15 protein-coding genes are annotated in these 18,183 nt (G+C 44.4%); 3 read left to right on the plus strand and 12 right to left on the minus strand.

The window, feature by feature from the left end; translation table 11 throughout:
- Nucleotides 1-26: 26 nt before the first annotated feature.
- The 6 genes from menC to AC0VX7_RS19040 all read right to left on the minus strand — a co-directional run bounded on the left by menC (nucleotide 27) and on the right by AC0VX7_RS19040 (nucleotide 7,479).
- On the minus strand, nucleotides 27-1,139 hold the full coding sequence (menC, locus tag AC0VX7_RS19015; protein ID WP_475425440.1) for an o-succinylbenzoate synthase: 1,113 nt from the start codon (nucleotides 1,137-1,139) through the stop codon (nucleotides 27-29).
- Nucleotides 1,123-2,613 (minus strand): o-succinylbenzoate--CoA ligase, encoded by a 1,491-nt coding sequence (locus AC0VX7_RS19020; RefSeq protein WP_475425441.1) that lies wholly within the window; start codon nucleotides 2,611-2,613, stop codon nucleotides 1,123-1,125. The genes menC and AC0VX7_RS19020 overlap by 17 nt, the downstream gene beginning before the upstream one ends.
- A 71-nt stretch (nucleotides 2,614-2,684) precedes the next feature.
- Nucleotides 2,685-3,503, minus strand: a complete 819-nt coding sequence (gene menB / locus AC0VX7_RS19025) for a 1,4-dihydroxy-2-naphthoyl-CoA synthase (RefSeq protein ID WP_167834362.1) — start codon at nucleotides 3,501-3,503, stop codon at nucleotides 2,685-2,687.
- Nucleotides 3,504-3,518: 15 nt separating this feature from the next.
- Nucleotides 3,519-4,328, minus strand: a complete 810-nt coding sequence (menH, locus tag AC0VX7_RS19030; RefSeq protein WP_475425442.1) for a 2-succinyl-6-hydroxy-2,4-cyclohexadiene-1-carboxylate synthase — start codon at nucleotides 4,326-4,328, stop codon at nucleotides 3,519-3,521.
- A complete protein-coding gene (menD, locus tag AC0VX7_RS19035) occupies nucleotides 4,325-6,076 on the minus strand; it encodes a 2-succinyl-5-enolpyruvyl-6-hydroxy-3-cyclohexene-1-carboxylic-acid synthase (protein WP_475425443.1) in 1,752 nt (583 codons plus the stop codon). The genes menH and menD overlap by 4 nt, the downstream gene beginning before the upstream one ends.
- Nucleotides 6,073-7,479, minus strand: coding sequence for an isochorismate synthase (locus AC0VX7_RS19040; RefSeq protein ID WP_475425444.1), 1,407 nt, complete (start codon nucleotides 7,477-7,479; stop codon nucleotides 6,073-6,075). The genes menD and AC0VX7_RS19040 overlap by 4 nt, the downstream gene beginning before the upstream one ends.
- 330 nt (nucleotides 7,480-7,809) lie before the next feature.
- On the opposite strand from AC0VX7_RS19040, the gene AC0VX7_RS19045 reads away from it, so the two are divergent.
- Together AC0VX7_RS19045 and AC0VX7_RS19050 are read left to right on the plus strand one after the other, a co-directional pair.
- The gene (locus AC0VX7_RS19045; protein WP_475425445.1) at nucleotides 7,810-8,742 is read left to right on the plus strand and encodes a 1,4-dihydroxy-2-naphthoate polyprenyltransferase; all 933 of its coding nucleotides are present in this window, start codon (nucleotides 7,810-7,812) and stop codon (nucleotides 8,740-8,742) included.
- A 110-nt stretch (nucleotides 8,743-8,852) separates the two neighbouring features.
- On the plus strand, nucleotides 8,853-9,620 hold the full coding sequence (locus tag AC0VX7_RS19050; RefSeq protein WP_475425446.1) for a TraR/DksA C4-type zinc finger protein: 768 nt from the start codon (nucleotides 8,853-8,855) through the stop codon (nucleotides 9,618-9,620).
- 385 nt (nucleotides 9,621-10,005) lie between these two features.
- Here the strand turns inward: AC0VX7_RS19050 and AC0VX7_RS19055 are convergent, their stop codons facing one another.
- From AC0VX7_RS19055 to AC0VX7_RS19065, 3 genes are all read right to left on the minus strand, one after another.
- Entirely contained in the window at nucleotides 10,006-10,467 is a 462-nt protein-coding gene (locus AC0VX7_RS19055) for a hypothetical protein (RefSeq protein WP_475425447.1), read from the minus strand.
- A gap of 16 nt (nucleotides 10,468-10,483) precedes the next feature.
- Nucleotides 10,484-10,927 carry a DUF2243 domain-containing protein gene (locus AC0VX7_RS19060; protein WP_475425448.1) on the minus strand — a complete coding sequence of 148 codons (444 nt, stop codon included), beginning with the start codon at nucleotides 10,925-10,927 and terminating at the stop codon, nucleotides 10,484-10,486.
- A 118-nt stretch (nucleotides 10,928-11,045) separates the two neighbouring features.
- Nucleotides 11,046-11,927, minus strand: coding sequence for a cupin domain-containing protein (locus AC0VX7_RS19065; RefSeq protein ID WP_475425449.1), 882 nt, complete (start codon nucleotides 11,925-11,927; stop codon nucleotides 11,046-11,048).
- 141 nt (nucleotides 11,928-12,068) lie between these two features.
- On the opposite strand from AC0VX7_RS19065, the gene AC0VX7_RS19070 reads away from it, so the two are divergent.
- The gene (locus tag AC0VX7_RS19070) at nucleotides 12,069-12,941 is read left to right on the plus strand and encodes an EamA family transporter (protein ID WP_475425450.1); all 873 of its coding nucleotides are present in this window, start codon (nucleotides 12,069-12,071) and stop codon (nucleotides 12,939-12,941) included.
- A 373-nt stretch (nucleotides 12,942-13,314) separates the two neighbouring features.
- Here AC0VX7_RS19070 and AC0VX7_RS19075 read toward each other — a convergent pair whose 3' ends face one another.
- Genes AC0VX7_RS19075 through AC0VX7_RS19085 form a run of 3 tightly spaced genes read right to left on the minus strand, consistent with a single transcriptional unit; the run spans nucleotide 13,315 to nucleotide 18,183 of the window.
- Nucleotides 13,315-15,717: a glycogen/starch/alpha-glucan phosphorylase gene (locus AC0VX7_RS19075; protein WP_475425451.1), complete on the minus strand. Its 2,403-nt coding sequence runs from the start codon at nucleotides 15,715-15,717 to the stop codon at nucleotides 13,315-13,317.
- A complete protein-coding gene (gene glgA / locus AC0VX7_RS19080) occupies nucleotides 15,707-17,158 on the minus strand; it encodes a glycogen synthase GlgA (protein WP_475425452.1) in 1,452 nt (483 codons plus the stop codon). Before glgA ends, AC0VX7_RS19075 begins: the two co-directional genes overlap by 11 nt.
- Nucleotides 17,155-18,183 (minus strand): GlgC family sugar phosphate nucleotidyltransferase, encoded by a 1,029-nt coding sequence (locus AC0VX7_RS19085; protein ID WP_475425453.1) that lies wholly within the window; start codon nucleotides 18,181-18,183, stop codon nucleotides 17,155-17,157. Before AC0VX7_RS19085 ends, glgA begins: the two co-directional genes overlap by 4 nt.

Below are 18,183 nucleotides of genomic sequence, written 5' to 3' on the forward strand. Positions count from 1 at the left end.
CACGGCCTTAGCAGTGCTCCTCTACTCTAAAAATCAAAACGTTCTTCAAAAATAGTAACTTCCTTCATGCGCTTTTTATTCAATTCAAAGCCGATTCCTGGGCGTTCTGGTATTTTGATCATACCATTTTGAACCGAAATTTCCGGCTGGATTATGTCTTCTTCCCAATAGCGGTTAGACCCGGAGATATCGCCTGGTATTGTGAATCCCTGAAGCGATGCGAGAGCGATATTGTGTGCTCTTGAGATCCCAAATTCAATCATCCCGCCAGCCCAGACTGGGATTCCTTTAGAAACACAAAAGTCGTGTATTCGCTTTGCTTCGCCTATGCCGCCCACTCGTCCAATTTTAATATTGATTACTTTGCAGCTGCCGAGCTCGATTGCTTTCCTTGCGTCTTCAAAAGTGACGATGCTTTCATCAAGGCATATAGGCGTCTCTATTTGAGATTGCAGTTTGGCATGGTCAATGATGTCATCATATCCGAGAGGCTGCTCGATCATCAACAGGCCGAATTGATCTAGTGCTTTTAATCGACCCACATCGTCCAAAGAGTATGCCGAGTTGGCATCCGCCATTAACGGAAGGTCAGGGAAATGCTTACGAATTTCAGAGATATAATGTAAATCATCTTCCGGACTGATTTTTACTTTTACTCGCTTGAATCCCTGCTCAAGATAGCTCTCAATTTGTTTGAGTGCCTCCGCTAAATTCGGGTTACCTACCACCACACCTGCAGGGATGGCTTCCGTGGTTCCGCCTATCAGCTTGGATAACGGGACACCCTCTTTCTTCGCCTGCAAATCCCAAAGTGCTGTTTCGAGCGCAGCCTTTGCCATATGGTTTCTGCGCACGGAACTGAACAAGTCGAAAGCTTGATCAGGGCGGCTAATTCCCTTCTTTTTCAAAAGAGGAATCAAATATTCCTTAAGCATATGGTATGAAGTCTTAACAGTTTCCTCTGTGTACCATGGAGATGAAAAGGCGACACCTTCACCGTAGCCAATAAAACCATTACGGTCCTCAACCTCAACTATAATCGCTTCTCTCTCTGTCACTGAACCTAAATGGGTGGTGAACGGGTTTTTCAATGGCATTTTGACGATTGATAGTTTAACACCTTTAATGTCCAATGCCATCCCCCTCCGCTTCAAGCCACTCGCGCAGTTTGCGTCTTAATAATTTCTTCGCGGCATTCCTTGGCAGGCTGTCAACAAAGTATATTCTTTTCGGAATCTTGTATTTTGCGAGTTTCTCTTCGCAAAGAGCCAGCAACGCGCCTTTTGATACGCCAGGATCGCTTTTTACAATAAAAGCCACTGGCACCTGTTGCCACTTTTCATCTGGTGCGCCAATCACTCCTGCATCGGAAACCGCGGGATGGGAAAGCAGCACGCCTTCGATTTCCGCAGGATAGATATTTTCACCGCCTGAAATGATTAAATCAGAACGGCGGTCAAGGACAAAAAGAAACCCATCGCGGTCCATATAGCCAATATCACCTGTATGAAGCCATTTTTCACGAATTTTATCAGCAGTTTCACCAGGGCGGTTCAAATACCCGATGGTCACGTTCGGCCCTTTGACTACAATCTCTCCCTCAGCACCTGAAGGAACATCCTGGCCATAACTATCAACAATCCGGATCTGGTTGGGGAATAATGCTTTTCCAGCTGAACCGAGTCGTTCAATGCTGTATTCCGGTGACAAGGTCGCAAATTGTGATGATGTTTCCGTCATTCCATATGTCTGGAACACAGGTATTTCTTTATCGATGCAGGATTCCAACAAAGGCAGCGGAGCAGGCCCGCCGCCTAGCAGCATGCAGCGGAAAGAATCCGGCAATCTTTCCGTACCTAGCTCATCTAGGAGCCGTCGCAACATTGTGCTGACAACTGACATGATGGTTATTTTGTATCGCTGAATATCCTCAATTACCTTTTTTTCTTCAAAAGATGAATGGAGAATAACTGGCATTCCGTATATTTGACTCCTCATCAAAATAGAGTAGCCGCTAATATGGAAAATAGGCACAGTGCAAAGCCATTTATCGTGTTCATATAATCCAAGATTGAGTGCTGAAGCGTTTGCGCTCCACCAATGGTTGCCATATGTTTGCATGACACCCTTCGGATTGCCGGTCGTGCCTGATGTATACATGATCGTCGTTATTTCGTCCAAATTGTACTCTTCGAGAATAAAGACAGTCTTTTCCTGCATCTGGTTCCATTCATCTGTACTAATTTTTCTTATGTCAGAATTAATCTCTGACACTTTATCATTAAAGCAGGTCTCATATAAAAGTACTTTTGCTTCACTGTCACCAAGCTGCCATGACAGCTCTTCGGATGTAAGGCGATTGTTCAAAATAACCGTCCTAATTCCAGCCATTTGCAAGGCGTATAAAATAAACACAGGTTCAGCCTGATTCGAAAACAGCACCGCTGCTGTTTCCCCTCTATTCAGACCGAGTGCGCCAAGCTTCGCTGCATAGGATTTTGCCTTTTCAAAAACTTGTTTAAACGTATATGTATTCCCTTTGAAAATCAGTGCTTCGCGGTCAGGAGACAGTTCTGCTCGCTTTTTCAGCCAGTTTGGCATGGTTTCAGTCATGGATGTCACCTCTTCTCTACATACTAAAACAGCTTGATGGATGTCCATCAAGCTGTTTGTAAACTATAAAATCAAGGGAATCTTGGGAACTGTCCAAAGTCCGGCTTGCGCTTTTCCTTGAACGCATCGCGGCCTTCTTTCGCTTCTTCGGTTGTGTAGTACAGCAAAGTTGCGTCCCCAGCCATCTGCTGAAGTCCAGCAAGTCCATCAGTGTCTGCATTCATTGCAGCTTTCAAGAAACGAAGTGCTGTTGGGCTCTTCTCAAGGATTTCCTCACACCACTTGAGTGTTTCCTCTTCAACCTGATCAAGAGGCACAACTGTGTTGACAAGGCCCATGTCCAAGGCTTCCTGGGCATTGTACTGACGGCATAAGAACCAGATTTCGCGAGCCTTTTTGTGGCCGACGATTCTAGCAAGGTAGCCTGAACCGTAACCAGCATCAAAGCTTCCGACTTTCGGTCCAGTCTGGCCGAAGATTGCATTATCAGCCGCGATTGTCAGGTCACAAACGACATGAAGCACATGGCCTCCGCCGATTGCATAACCTTTTACCTGAGCGATAACTGGTTTAGGAATTACACGGATCAAACGCTGAAGGTCAAGGACATTCAAGCGAGGGATCTCATCCTCACCAACGTAACCGCCATGTCCGCGGACTCTCTGGTCTCCACCGGAGCAGAATGCATCGTCTCCAGCACCAGTAAGCACGATTACGCCAACGCTTGAATCATCACGTGCATAAGCGAAAGCATCGATCATTTCCATAACCGTTTTTGGACGGAAAGCATTACGCACTTCCGGGCGGTTGATGGTAATTCTGGCAATGCCATTATATGTTTCATACAAAATATCTTCATACTTGCGTTCTGAAACCCATTCAACTGTCATTTAGACAACCTCCTATTATGTATTCGACAAAAACTCACTTACTATTGTACCAAATTTTTCACGTTCTTCCACATGAATTGCATGTCCGCAATCAATTATCGACAAATGTGTCGCATTTGGAAGCTTTGAAGCCATGTCAGCAGCTATTTTACAGAACTTATCATCGAGATCTCCTGTAATCAAGAGAGTCTCGAAATCGAAAGTCGTTAGTTTGTCCCACCATGAAGGCTGCGCACCTGTCCCCATCCCCCTCAGGCTGTTGGCAAGTCCGACAGGGTTGTTCCTGAGTCTTTGACTCCTTATTTGTTCCCTTATTTCTTTCGGAAGATTCAACTGTGATTGAAAAAGCGGAATTGATTCCCAAAAATCAATGAATTTTTCAAGTCCTTCTGATTCAATCTTCATAGACAGCTTGTGATCCAGCTGGACTCGAGCTTCCCGGTCTGCAGGATTCTCGAGGCCGGGTGTAGTGCTCTCAAGGACCAGTTTCCTAATTCTCTCGGGATACATACTTGCAAATGTGATAGCTGTACGGCCACCCATAGAATACCCAAGCATATCGGTTTTCTCAATCCCCAGCTGGTCTAAAAGAACCTTCAAGTCATATGCTGCTTTCTTGATGTCATATCGCGCCATATCGCCTGGCGATTCGGTCTCTCCGTGCCCAATCAGGTCGACCATCAAGAGCGTTGAATGTTTTCCCCAGATAGGACAAAACGGCTTCCAAGTAGAAGCCGCCCCTGTAAAACCATGAAGCAACAAAAGAGGAAAACCATTGCCGCATTGCTCGACATTATATCGTACGCCATTGATCAGGTTCTTCATTTTGTGTCACCTTTTAGCATTGTAGTTATTTCCCGGGAAACAGAATTCCACAAATCTCGATGTTCCTTCAGGTTGGAATCCCTTGTTGTCCTGATTTCCATCACTTTTAAGCCACCAACCTCTTGGTTTTTGGCAAAAGTCTCTGAAAATTGCTCCCAATCTTTGATTAAATCATATTTCCCGTTGTACATTTCGACAACATGGCTGAAATCCAGGTCCAAAGGTGTACCGAAAAGCTTTTCAAAATGCTTTGGTTCCTTTGCCTGAGGCAGGAACGAGAAGATTCCGCCGCCATTATTGTTGATCAGCAAAATATTGATATCGATATTATATAATTTTGAAGCCAGTAAGCCGTTCAGATCATGATAGAATGTCAGATCGCCCAATACAAGGTAGCATGGCTGCGATACACTGGCTACACCAAGTGCGGTAGAAACGATACCGTCTATACCGTTTGCTCCTCTGTTTGCCATTACCTTGATATTCTTTTTATTTAATAGGAAGAACGAATCAAGATCCCTGATTGGCATGCTGTTGCCGACAAACAATGTCGAGCTTTCCGGAAGCATTTCAGTAAGCTGTTGGAATAGCTTCCCTTCACTTAAGTCCTCAACTTGAGAAATAGCAGATAACTGTTCTTTTGCCAATTCATTTGTAGTAAGCCATTTTTGCAGATAGTCAGACTTGCCTGCTGGTGCAGCAGGCTCGCCAATTTTTTTACAGAACAAAGCTTCATCGCAATATAACATTTCAGAAGCTGACATCGTAGGTTCGCGCCAACCTGCACCGCTGTCGACAACGAATTGTCGGGCAGTCCGATTTTCTTTTATAAAAATAGTCAGGGCCTTTGAAATCGGCATTGCTCCAAACCTGATGATGACATCCGGCTTCAACGCTTCCTTCGCATCTTCATTCCTTAAAAATGCATCATATGCATCAATAATGTGATGATCATCATGATTCCCACTTCGCAACTGTGACAGTGGATCAGCAATGATCGGGAATTGTAATTTATCAGCAAGGGCAATGACTTCATCTGTAAATTCACTATTGTCGAGCTGTCCGCAGACAATAATGCCCTTTGTATATGAAGCGATATCCTCACTGATTGCTGCAAACGTTTGATCAGATAAACTGAGGTGACCTGTCTCGATTTCCACATAACCGCCAACGCGCTCAGGCAGCTCGAACATATTTTCATCCATAATCGGAATTAACGGTTCCCTGAATGGAAAGTTCAAATGGACAGGTCCCTGTGGATAGCTTGCAGCAGTAGCCGCTGCCCTTCCACAAACTGTCCGGGCATAGCGAATCATATCCTCCGTATTTTCCGGCGGTGCCATTTCGACAAACCATTTTACATTCTTGCCGTATAGGTGGATCTGGTCAATCGCCTGCGGTGCACCGACATCACGCAATTCATGCGGCCGGTCTGCTGTCAGGACAATCAATGGAATCCTGGAAATACTGGCCTCAATCACTGCTGGATAATAGTTCGCCGCAGCTGTTCCCGAGGTACAAAGCAAAGCGACAGGCTTTCGAGTCGCCTTCGCAATACCAAGGGCGAAGAATGAAGCAGATCGTTCATCGACCTGGATATGGATGCGCAGGTCTGGGTGCTCAGCCATAACGAGTGCCATGGGCGTTGACCTCGAACCAGGACTGATGACAACATCCTTCACTCCTGTTTTGGATAATTCCGCAACGAATGCTGCGATATAAGCTGTTAAATCTTCCTGGTGGCTCATGTATTCTTTCCTCCAAGTGCATTAAGCATCGGCCGGAACTTGATGCTAGTCTCTTTATATTCGCTTTCGGCATTTGAATCTGCCACAATGCCGCAGCCTGCAAATAGCGATGCCTCATTTCCCTGAATCAGTCCTGAGCGAATCGCTACGGCAAATTCACCATTTCCCTGATAATCCATCCAGCCAACAGGTGCTGCATAAAGGCCTCTATCAAGTTGTTCAATTTCCCTGATTTTCACGATTGCTGCCTGCTTCGGCAATCCGCCCAGTGCAGGAGTCGGGTGAAGTCTGTCCACTAAATGAAGCAGTGATGTACCTTCCCGGTTCTTCCCGATTACAGGTGTATACAAATGCTGAATATATTTCATTTTCATTAATACAGGCTCTTCAGGAAGAATCACCTCATCACAGGTTTCTTCCATTGCTCCCTTGATCATATCCACCACATATTGATGCTCAATCAAGTTTTTCTCGTCTGTTAAAAGCTCCTCGCCGAGACTTTCATCTTCTTCAGGAGTGCTGCCCCTGGCGATCGAACCGGCTAGACAGGCTGAAAACAGACTTGCTCCATCCTTCTTGACCAACCGTTCAGGAGAAGCTCCGATAAAGCAATCACCATTTGATTCGAAGGCAAATGTAAAGCTTTTTTGCTGATTCTCAAGTAGATTCGCCAGGACACTTTCTGACTGAACTTCATCTGTAAAGTGAAGACGCAACTCCCTCGCAAGCACGACTTTCTTCAGTTCGCTATTTTCAAAACCGGCTACAACATCAGTTACTGTCCGCTTCCATGCCTCAGGATCAATTTCAATAATATCCTTAAGATCAAGCCTGGCTAGCGCTGGTTTCTGTCCAGCCTTCGAAAGAATCTCTTCCCTCTCCCTTGTGACTTTATCAAATAGTGACATATCGTCGTGCTGGGTGCAGACTACATTGGTTGTAAAGTATGCCTCTCCCTTGACAATAGTCAGCATATATTTCGGAATGTGGAAAAGAGCTTCCGAAAATTTGGACCATAAGCCTGTTTTCTTCTTCAGTGGATCAAAGGCAAATCCGCCAAACATAGATGGCCCTGTCCCATTTACATTGTATTTATTAAACACCAGTGCTGTATCCATGAAGCGCTTCCACTCTTTTTCAACATGAAAAAAGCGGTCAGCTCCCTGATCCGACTGTATTTGTCCACATATACCCAATCCAGCTAGGAAGTGTTCCCCTTCAGGATCCTTCCAGAAAAAGCGTTCTCCAAAAAACTTTTCCCTGCCTGAAGCAAAAAAATAAAAAGGATCTATACGATCTATTTTATGGACCTCGCTGACCAAAACCGACTGAGATTGTCCTTTGGCCCGCTCAATCGCATCAAGAATTCCCTGTCTAAGTTCCGTTTCCTGAATGGCAACCAAAAATATCCCCCCAATAACAGCCTCTCATCTGTTATTACACGTTTTAAAGCTTATTTTAAGATACACCTCATACATCACGATGTCAATAATGGCGGGCTTTCCTCACCTGTTATCATCCTTATTATATATTACACGCAAACAGCTGAGACAATCTGGAAAATCCATCCTCATTATACGTGAAAATACTAATTGACAGTGTATATGTGAATATCTACACTATTAATTGTAAGGTAATTTAGCCTAGATATGAAAGGTCTTTTTGACAATTTTGGTTCTTTTAGATAAAATATAAAGGTTTGATAGATTGATATATAAGGGAGAGAATTAGTTATGCAACCACAGCTACAGCCTAGTTCTTCACCAGCAGTCAATGGCGCAGACTGGAGAGTCTGGTGGCAGCTTACACGGCCGCACACTTTGACTGCCGCATTTGCCCCTGTCCTTTTGGGGACTGCTTTAGCGATAGAATACAGCGGTGGAATCCATTGGGGAATGTTCCTCGCGATGTTAATAGCAAGCCTGCTAATCCAGGCAGCAACGAATATGTTCAATGAGTATTATGATTTTAAACGTGGGCTTGATAATGAAAATTCCGTTGGGATCGGCGGAGCGATCGTCCGCCATGGCATTAAGCCTAAAACGGTCTTGAATCTGGCGTTTGGCCTTTATGGAATTTCAGTCCTTCTTGGCGTTTATATTTGCATGAGTACCAGCTGGTGGGTCGCTGCTGTCGGTGTCGTTTCCCTGGCTGCTGGTTATCTTTATACAGGCGGTCCATTGCCGATTGCCTACACTCCTTTCGGGGAGCTTGTCGCAGGATTTTTCATGGGCGTGTTGATCATCCTGATTTCCTTTTACATCCAGACTGGAACGGTAACTCCTACTAGTGTACTTGTTTCTTTTCCTAGCTTTTTGCTTGTCGGCGCGATTTTGCTTGCGAATAATATTCGTGACCTTGATGGCGACAAGGAATTTGGCCGGAAAACACTGGCGATCCTGCTTGGACGAAAAGGTGCCATCAGGCTGCTCGCAGGAATGTTCATTGTATCCTACGTGTGGGTAATCGGCTTAATCATTGCTGGTGTCGTTTCACCTTGGCTGGCGATTGTCGCTCTTAGCATTCCTAAGGCTGTAAAAGCAACGAAAGGCTTCATTGGGAAATCAAATCCGTTACAAATGATGCCGGCCATGGCAGCAACAGCGAAGACAAACACCATTTTCGGCTTACTTTTATCTGTAGGAATTTTCATCAGTTTAATATAGTTACAATTGAGAAGCTTCTGCCTTTGGCGGAAGCTTTTTCTATGTTTCTTAAAATCACGAGCGGGTATTTAGTACGTATGACCACGAATCAAAACTAAGGATGTGTAAATATGCTGACAAATGACCAGCTTAACCAACTAAAGCAAACGCTTATAGATGAAAAAGAAACGCTGATTTCACAAATAGATAACAATGAAGAGGAAGGTTATCTGCATGGCAGCCAGCGTGAAGCGACAGGAGAACTGTCTTCCTACGATAACCATCCGGCTGACAGCGGAACAGAACTGTTTGAGCGCAGCAAAAATTTAGCGATGGACGAGCATCATGATGAACAGATTGAAAAAGTCGACAGCGCCCTGAAGGCAATCGAGGATGGCACATACGGAAAATGTGCGGAATGCGGGAAAGAGATTCCTTTTGAGCGACTTGAAGCAGTACCTTATACTTTATATTGCGTCGAGCACTCTGCCGAACAAACTCTTTCAAATGACCGTCCAGCTGAAGAAGATGTTCTTGAATATACCCATGAAGCCGACTTCGATCGCAGGCAAAACGAAGAAATGACCGACAACAGGAACAGCTTCAATGATGTAGCCGAGTTCGGTACATCTGAAACACCTTCTGATCTTACTGGAGATCATGAAGACTACAATAAGCTCTACATTGATAATGAAAAAGAAAAAGGGTTCACGGAAGACTATGAATCCTTCAGCGCAACTGACATTGAAGGTGATGACCGACAAGTATTCCAAAGTGACACCGAAGAGGATTACGAGGAAATGCTGGACGAAGCCGGCATCGAGTCCGAGCTTGGAGATATCCCTTATAAAGAGGGAGACAGTTATATTGATGATAATAAAAAGAAGAATAAGGAATAGTAAGCAGCCTCAGTTCACTGTTTCGAACTGAGGCTGTTGTTTTTTGGAGGGATTATATAGAGCAAACAAAAACTAGATTGTATTGGTGAACATAAATCCTAAATTAAGGAAGATAAGTTCATTAATAAAGCCTTTAGGTGACAAAAATTGTCATATTGTGTAAAAAAAAGGTGCTAATAAAGCTGATTGGAGACGATAATAGCAAGTTTTTGGAAAATGTGTACACCAATAAAGTCGATTGGTTACCTAAATATCAACATTTCCGAAAATCAGGGCACCAATAAGGCCGATTGGTTACCTAAATACCAATATTTCCGAAAATAAGGTCACCAATACGCTCGGCCAGCGACATAATTGGTGCGCGATGCTTGTTAAACCATTCCATTCACTTTCCGTTTTCCACAACTACATTACTAATGATTGGCTTCCCTCTATAAGCCAATATCCCGTGATTATTGGAATTGAGTGTAACCATTATTTCATTCTTCCCCTTCTTCAAGTCACCAAGGTTGTAGTATTCTCCATACAGCCGATTGATCTTTTTCCCATTGATGTATAAGTGGGCATGTCCTTCATTATAGCTTGGCGTTTCTTCCCCTACCTTCTCAGGAGTGAACATGAAGTTCTCTGCCTTTACCTTCAATAGCCACGTACCGGATGGATCTTGCGTCACGCTCACATCAACAGTAGGAATTTGATATTCTTCTGGAACCTCTACAAGACCATGCCCCATATGATTTTTTGATGCATTGGCACTTGAAGGATTGTGTTCATTATTACTCGTAAAATAAAAAAAGAACAAAATGAACGGTATGAAAAAGACTAAAAAACTGCTCAACCTTTTCAATTTCTACACCTCGCCTTTACGCATTCTGTTCCAGCCGCTTGATCATAAACCCAATAACCACTAACAAAGCACCAATCGCCAAAAATGCCAGATCGTACATTAAAGGATTTTCTGCCAATGGTTTGACCCGATGCACTTGCAGGATATGATGATCTACAATTCCTTCAACGAGATTAAACGCCCCGCCGCCAATGAATATCCCTCCAAGGAAGATTCTCCAGCTGGATCCGAGCTGGTTCTTTCGCGCATCCTGAAAGATTTTCACGCCGCCCCAGAGGAGCTTTGCAGAAAACAATGCGGTGAATAAGCCGTCTGTAAAAATCTCCAACTGAATATTATCGCTAAGAACCATATGATGCCACTGCAGCAGCTGGTGGAACACTATCCCATCTATCGCGCCCAACAACCCTAATCCCAGGATCAATCCTGCGATAAACAAATTCTTATTTTCTTTTTTCAACTAAAAACACCCTCTTAGAAGAATACATACTATCACGATTAGTGCCCAGAAAATCTCCGTATTATACGTCAAAACAAAAAAAGATTGGAGATAATTTCTCCAATCTCATTATCACTATTTACTCCGCTTCCATCGCATCTGCTTTTGTTTCGTGGACAGTTCCGAATGGATGCTCAGGTGGTGCATAAATAACATATACCTTAAGCTTTGTATCGCCTATATTGGTTACATTATGCCATTTTCCTTCAGGAATTAAAATGGCAAAGTCATCAGAAACTCTAGACTCAAAATCCAGATTATCTTTGCTATCTCCCATTTGTACGAGCGCTTCTCCCTCTTCTACTCGGATGAATTGATCCCCGGTTTCGTGAACTTCAAGGCCGATGTCATCACCAACATCGATGCTCATTACAGTCACCTGAAGGTTCTTCCCCGTCCATAAAGCAGTACGGAATGTCTCGTTTTGCGTAGTTGCCTCTTCAATATTAATGGTAAACGGTTCTTTACCATAATCCTGCAATCGACTTCCTGTCTCTTGCCGCAGACATTCTAACCTTGTTGCATGCTCTAATTCATCAGCGAATGCCCGGAAAAACACATTGCCCACTGGCAGGTTTTGGGTAAGCAAATAGCTGTTTCGGTATTCATGATAATCTTCTACCTCTGTTTCATAAGCCTTTTGCAAACCTTCTCGATATGAATGGAAGTTCACCTGGTCAAAATGGTACTGCGGCCTTTGGCCAGTAAGAGTGACATACAGATCTGTAAATTGCCTTAAGTGGATATGTTTATCCTCCAACGCCTTCAGTATCGCTTTCTTATGTCTCTGGTTTGGCGCAGATTCCGCGAGACGGCTGTAAAAATCAACTGCTGAAGCTTCCCCTTTTATTCCAGCAAGCAGCGCTTCAAGTACTTGCTGATGACTATTTTGGCTCGATCTTTGGTTATATGCTGAAGAATCAACATAATATGGATAGGAATAGGATGGAACGTTATACAATTAGCTCATTCCCTTCACAGGTTTTATCAACCTATCCTATGCCCAGTACCCAGGAAATGTACATTGTTCGATTTTTGGACAAGAATATTCCTGCAGCAGATTCCCAAACTAAGAGTACCTTATTAGAAATGGAGATAAACGATGAGTATCATTTTAGCCTTACTGGCCGCGCTTTTTGCTTCCTTTACTGCTATTCTCGCTAAAATCGGAATCGAGGATGTCGATTCAAACCTGGCAACTGCCGTCAGGACGATAGTCGTTGTAATCATGGCCTACCTGATGGTTGTGATCACTGGGCAAACCGGAAACATAACCACAGTGTCAACGAAATCATTCATTTTCCTGGTCCTTTCCGGATTGACGACCGGCCTTTCCTGGCTTGCCTTTTTTAAAGCGATCCAAATTGGGGATGTATCCAAAGTAGTCCCGATTGATAAGGCCAGTGTCGTATTGACGATTGTGTTATCTTTCATAGTACTAAGGGAGCCTGCAACCATGCCTGTTGTCGCTGGTGGTGTCATTATATCTATTGGAACTTTTTTGCTGATCGGAAAAGGCAAAAAGAAGAAAAAGCAGAGGAAAAAGGTTTTCAACACCAAATCATATATTTTTCTCGCTATCATGTCAGCAATATTTGCAGCCCTGACCAATATCCTCGCAAAAATCGGGATTGAAGATGTTGATTCAAATGTAGCCACATTTATCAGAACAGTCGTAATCATTATTTTTGCGTGGGGAATCGTGTTTTTCCAGGGAACTGTGAAGGAGCTTAAGAAAATCTCAAGGAAATCTTACATATTCCTAATCCTATCAGGTGCCGCAACAGGCTTCTCATGGTTATGTTATTTTGCAGCACTGGCAATCGGCAAAGTGAGCATCGTCAATCCGATTGATAAATTCAGCGTAGTGTTAACGATGATCTTAAGCTTCATCATTTTAAAAGAAAAACCAACAAAATCAACAGTTGCAGGTGCAATACTGATTACAATTGGGACAGCTTTGTTGATCTTATAGAGAGAGTGGCCATGCCAACACCCACACCTATTGAGGCATTGAAATGCTTTCTGTTTACCTTTTTGGTTCCACGGCCTCGTTTGGGCTTTCTATAGGACCTTTTCACATCTTCAGCCGCTTTTTGGGCTTATAGAACTTTTCTATAGGACCTTTTCACATCTTCAGCCATTTTTTGGGCTTATAGAATCTTTCTAACTGGTCATTTATATTCCGCGTCCTCTTTATGCTAATAAAACCTCTCTAGGGTCCCTTTGTTAGGATCGCAACACCACCTCGGCCAACTAGATCCGCCTTCATGCTCATCTCGCGTTCAGCTTTTCATCCACCGACATAGCAAAAAGGCCAAATCGTCTTAGATTTGGCCTGAAGCTTCTTAAACTTTCAAAGCAGATTGTATCTTCCAGATTTGGTCCGCATATTCCATAATGGTCCTGTCACTGGAGAAATAACCTGACTTTGCGATATTAACCAGGCTCTTTTGCAGCCATGCGTTTCGATCCAAATAACTCCGGCTGACATCCTGGTGTGCCTCTGCATAGGAAGCAAAGTCCCTCAATACGAAGTACTGGTCGTTATGGCCAAGCAAGGTATCATAGATTTCGTTAAAATGGTTTTCTGTATCCGGGAAGAATCCATTGACCAGCTGGTCGACCACTCCCCGGATCCTTTCATCATGGTGATAATATTCAAGAGAATGGTAGCCGCCATTATTCTGGTAATCAAGCACTTCTTCTGCCGTCAACCCGAACAGGAAGATATTTTCCCTGCCGACCAAATCGGTGATTTCGACATTGGCGCCATCGAGTGTTCCAAGTGTCATAGCTCCGTTCATCATGAACTTCATATTACCTGTGCCTGATGCTTCTTTGCTGGCGGTTGAGATTTGTTCACTGATATCCGCTGCCGGGAAAATTTCTTCAGCAAGCGATACTCGGTAATTCTCAAGGAAAACAACCTTCAGCTTGCCATTCGTTTCCGGGTCATTATTCACCTTGTCTGCTACGCTGTTAATCAGCTTAATGACCTTTTTGGCAAAATAGTAACCTGGAGATGCCTTTGCCCCGAAAATAAATGTACGCGGATATAACAATGCTTCAGGATCCTTTTTCAAAGCATTATACAGATGCATGATGTGCAGGACATTCAGCAATTGCCGCTTATAAGCGTGAAGCCTTTTTACCTGGACGTCAAAAATCGATTCCGTATCAACCTGTATCCCCGTTTTATCCAAAATCCGCTTTGCCAAACGCTCCTTGTTTCCCTGCTTTATTTCATGCAGTTTTTCAAGGAAACCGGAGTCATCCTTAAACCGCATTAACGCCTCTAACTTTTGTGGAGAAGAAACCCAGTCAGGACCAATGGCATCCGTAATCAATCCTGACAGTCCAGGATTCGCCTTCAGCAGCCAGCGGCGGTGGGTGATCCCATTTGTCTTGTTGTTAAACCGTTCAGGATAAAACTGATAAAAAAGGTTCATCTCGCGGTTTTTCAGGATCTCAGTGTGAAGCTGTGCAACTCCATTGACACTGTGGCTTCCAATAATGGCAAGCGGCGCCATGCGCACTTCGTCATGGGCGATGATCGCCATGCTTTCAACCCTGCCCCAGTCGCCAGGATACTGCTCCCAAACCTGCTTACAGAAACGCTCATTGATTTCCTCGACAATCATGAAAATGCGTGGCAGCAATGGCTTGAAGATTCGAATCGGCCATCTCTCCAGTGCCTCAGCCAGCGTCGTATGGTTCGTATAGGAAAGCGTCTGGACGGTGATATTCCAAGCATCCTCCCAGCCCAGGCCTTCCTCATCCATCAATATTCTCATCAGTTCAGGAACGGCAATCGCAGGGTGCGTGTCATTAATATGGATGCTCACATAGTCATGAAACTCTAGCAAACTCTTATTCTTCTTTTTAAAAGAATTCACAATCGCCTTCAAACTGGACGCGACCAGGAAGTACTGCTGCTTAAGACGAAGGATCTTCCCATCATCATGCGTGTCATCCGGATATAGAAATTCAGAAACTGATTCGGTATCCTTCTTGTATTTAAAAATATCTGCATTTGCTGGGAACCTGGATGGCTCGGCATTCCACAGCCTCAAGGTGTTGACTGTCTGAGTCTCGTAGCCGATGACAGGCAAATCGTAAGGCACAGCCATAATTGTCTCGGCGTTCAAATGCCTGAAAACAAGCCGACCATTTTCCATCCTGCTTTCGATTTCGCCCCAGAACGGAACCTCCACCGCATCATCCGCCTTGCGCACCTCCCAAACATGGCCATGTCTCAGCCATTGCTCAGGAAGCTCCACCTGATAGCCATCGACTATTTTTTGCTCGAATAGACCGTGTTTATAGCGAATCCCACAGCCATGTCCAGGAAGATCAAGGGAAGCGAGGGAATCTAGGAAGCAGGCTGCAAGGCGGCCGAGACCGCCATTGCCAAGCCCGGCATCCGCCTCGATTTCCTCCAGCTGATCCAGCTCGATGCCCAGGTCCCTGAGCCCTTCACAGACCACTTTTTCGACGCCTAAATTAATCAAATTATGCCTAAGCAGCCGGCCCAGCAGGAACTCGATCGACAAGTAATAAACCTGCTTTTTCGCGCCAGCACGATATAATTCGTTTGTTTTGATCCAATCAGAACTCACATGCTCCCTGATCATATGCCCGAGAGTCTGGAACTGCTCCCGGCTCGTGCTTTCTTCAAAGCTGGTTCCAAACATCATCTCGAGTTTTTTCAAGAAAGCATTTTTGAACTTGGGAACACTAGAAAACATGCGATTCACTCCTTGAGATGAGATCGGAATACAATTCTTTGTATTGTCTGGCAGACTGTGCCCAACTGTAGTCTGTCTCCATAGCATTTTTCGTCAGCTTAAGCCATTTTTCGCGCTCATGGTAAAAAGACAGCGCCCGTTCAAGTGTAAATAACATGTCATGGGCGTTAAAGTTTGCAAAGGAAAATCCATTGCCTTCACCGTTAAATTCATTGTAAGGCTGTACAGTATCGTTCAGGCCGCCTGTTTCTCTTACAACAGGAATGGATCCATAGCGCATCGCGATCATCTGGCTGAGCCCGCATGGCTCGAACTGGGATGGCATCAGGAACAGATCGGAGCCAGCGTAGACTTGATGGGCCAAATTCTCATCAAAGCCAATGTATACACCACACTGTTCAGGGTAACTCGCTGACATTTCCCTGAAAAATTGTTCAAACTCAGGGTCGCCTGTTCCCAGCACGACAAGCTGCATTCCGGTCGCCATGATTTCATGGAAAACTCCCCTGACCAAATCGAGACCCTTCTGCTTCGTCAGCCTCGTAATCATTGCTCCAACAGGGATATTTTCGTTTTCCGGCAAACCGAAATCACGCTGTACCTGAAGCTTGTTTTCTACTCTTCTTTCAAGTGAGTCCAATTCGAAATTGGCAGCCAATCCAGGATACTTTTCAGGGTCATATAAATCGTGATCAATCCCATTCAGGATTCCCGATAGATTCTCGCTTCTTTTCCGCAGGATGCCATCCAGCTTTTCACCATAAAAGTCTGTCTGGATTTCCTCCATGTAAGTGGGGCTGACGGTAGTGATATGGTCTGCAGCAATCAAAGCCGCTTTCATGAAATTGGCATTCCCGAAAAACTCCAGCTGCTCTTCATTGAAGTAACGATTGTCAATATGAAGCAGGTCACCAAGCACTTCTGGAGGGAAGATTCCCTGGAACTGCAGATTATGAATCGTGAACACGGACCGGATCAATCCGTATCCTGGCCGCTTATAGTATTCTGTCCTGAGTAAAAATGGAATCATACCTGTATGCCAGTCATGGCAATGAATGACATCAGGGTAAAACTCAATTTCTGCGATGAACTCAAGAACAGTCCTGTTGAAGAAAGCGAACCGTTCTCCATCATCATAATGCCCGTATAGGCTATCGCGCTTGAAGTAATACTCATTATCAACAAAATAGAAAGTCACGCCGTCATTCTCAAGAGTTTCAATGCCACAATATTGCGAGCGCCAGCCTAATTGCACATTATACTCTTTCACTTTCTTCATTTCAGAGCGGAATTTCTCAGGTATTAATCCGTACTTCGGTAAAATGACTCTGACATCCGCTCCAAGCTTATTCAATTCCTTTGGAAGCGAGCCCGCTACATCCGCCAGTCCGCCTGACTTGATGAACGGGACGCATTCCGATACGGCAAATAACACCTTCACGACTGGCTCCCCACTCCCTGGACCGATCCCTTGCGGATAACAGCCGGTGAGTCTGCTGGCGCTGTAATCACTGTTCCTGCTTCAATTCTTGCATCCTTATCGACAATCACGGAATCCAATAGACAATTCTCCTTAATCTGTGTCTTCTGCATGATGATGCAGTTGCGGATGACGGTACCTTTGCCGATTTTCACACCGCGGGCAATGATGCTGTTCTCGACCGTGCCTTCAATCATTCCGCCATTGGCAACCATCGAGTTTCTTACGGACGCATCAACGTCATATCGGGTAGGCGGCTCATCTTTCACCTTAGTCAGAATCGGCCTATCCTTCGGAAACAGCTCCTTCCAGACTTCGGGCTTCATCAGGTCCATACTGGTCCTGAAATAGTTTCCAATTGTATCAACCATAGAAGCATACCCTTCAAAATTGTAATAACAGAGATGGAACTGGCTATCCAGGTCAGTCGCGACATCCCTCATATTCGAGTAGCCAGTTTCATTGCGCGTCGTAATCAAATCCATTAATAATGTCTTTTTAACAAGATATATGCCTAATGATTTACCTTCCTTCTGGACCTCCGTGATATCACAGCCTGACTTGATATGCCAATCTAGCAGCGGCTGGAAATCCATATTGAATACCGTATAGGAATTAGCAATCAACGCATACTCCTGGGTGCTTCTTTCAAAAAAGTCAATGTTGTCAGCAAAGTGGTCGAGCGTCCCGATTCCTGTATAATGTTTATCCAGGTTAGGCGCAGGGAAGAAAAATAGTCCATCCCTTTTCCGATTAAGGTCCCAGTTCCTGCCTGACCCTAAATGGTCCATCAGCGACCTATATTGGAATTTAGGAAAAATCGCCACGCTCTGGATACCAGAGTTGACCATATTGGAAAGGATAAAATCAATCATCCTGTATCTTCCGCCAAAAGGGATTGCTGCCACCGACCGGTGAATGGACAGTTCATGCAGATCATCGTGAACCGTTGTCGCATCTATTACTCCTAATAATTGTTTGTTCAT

The organism is Mesobacillus sp. QJM3NY_10, from assembly GCF_056173465.1.

Bases quoted from the DNA above. Each gene is read 5' to 3' on its own strand.
- menC (WP_475425440.1), bottom strand. From the start codon at position 1,139: ATGGCATTGGACATTAAAGGTGTTAAACTATCAATCGTCAAAATGCCA.
- AC0VX7_RS19020 (WP_475425441.1), bottom strand. From the start codon at position 2,613: ATGACTGAAACCATGCCAAACTGGCTGAAAAAGCGAGCAGAACTGTCT.
- menB (WP_167834362.1), bottom strand. From the start codon at position 3,503: ATGACAGTTGAATGGGTTTCAGAACGCAAGTATGAAGATATTTTGTAT.
- menH (WP_475425442.1), bottom strand. From the start codon at position 4,328: ATGAAGAACCTGATCAATGGCGTACGATATAATGTCGAGCAATGCGGC.
- menD (WP_475425443.1), bottom strand. From the start codon at position 6,076: ATGAGCCACCAGGAAGATTTAACAGCTTATATCGCAGCATTCGTTGCG.
- AC0VX7_RS19045 (WP_475425445.1), top strand. From the start codon at position 7,810: ATGCAACCACAGCTACAGCCTAGTTCTTCACCAGCAGTCAATGGCGCA.
- AC0VX7_RS19050 (WP_475425446.1), top strand. From the start codon at position 8,853: ATGCTGACAAATGACCAGCTTAACCAACTAAAGCAAACGCTTATAGAT.
- AC0VX7_RS19070 (WP_475425450.1), top strand. From the start codon at position 12,069: ATGAGTATCATTTTAGCCTTACTGGCCGCGCTTTTTGCTTCCTTTACT.
- AC0VX7_RS19075 (WP_475425451.1), bottom strand. From the start codon at position 15,717: ATGTTTTCTAGTGTTCCCAAGTTCAAAAATGCTTTCTTGAAAAAACTC.
- AC0VX7_RS19085 (WP_475425453.1), bottom strand. From the start codon at position 18,183: ATGAACAAACAATTATTAGGAGTAATAGATGCGACAACGGTTCACGAT.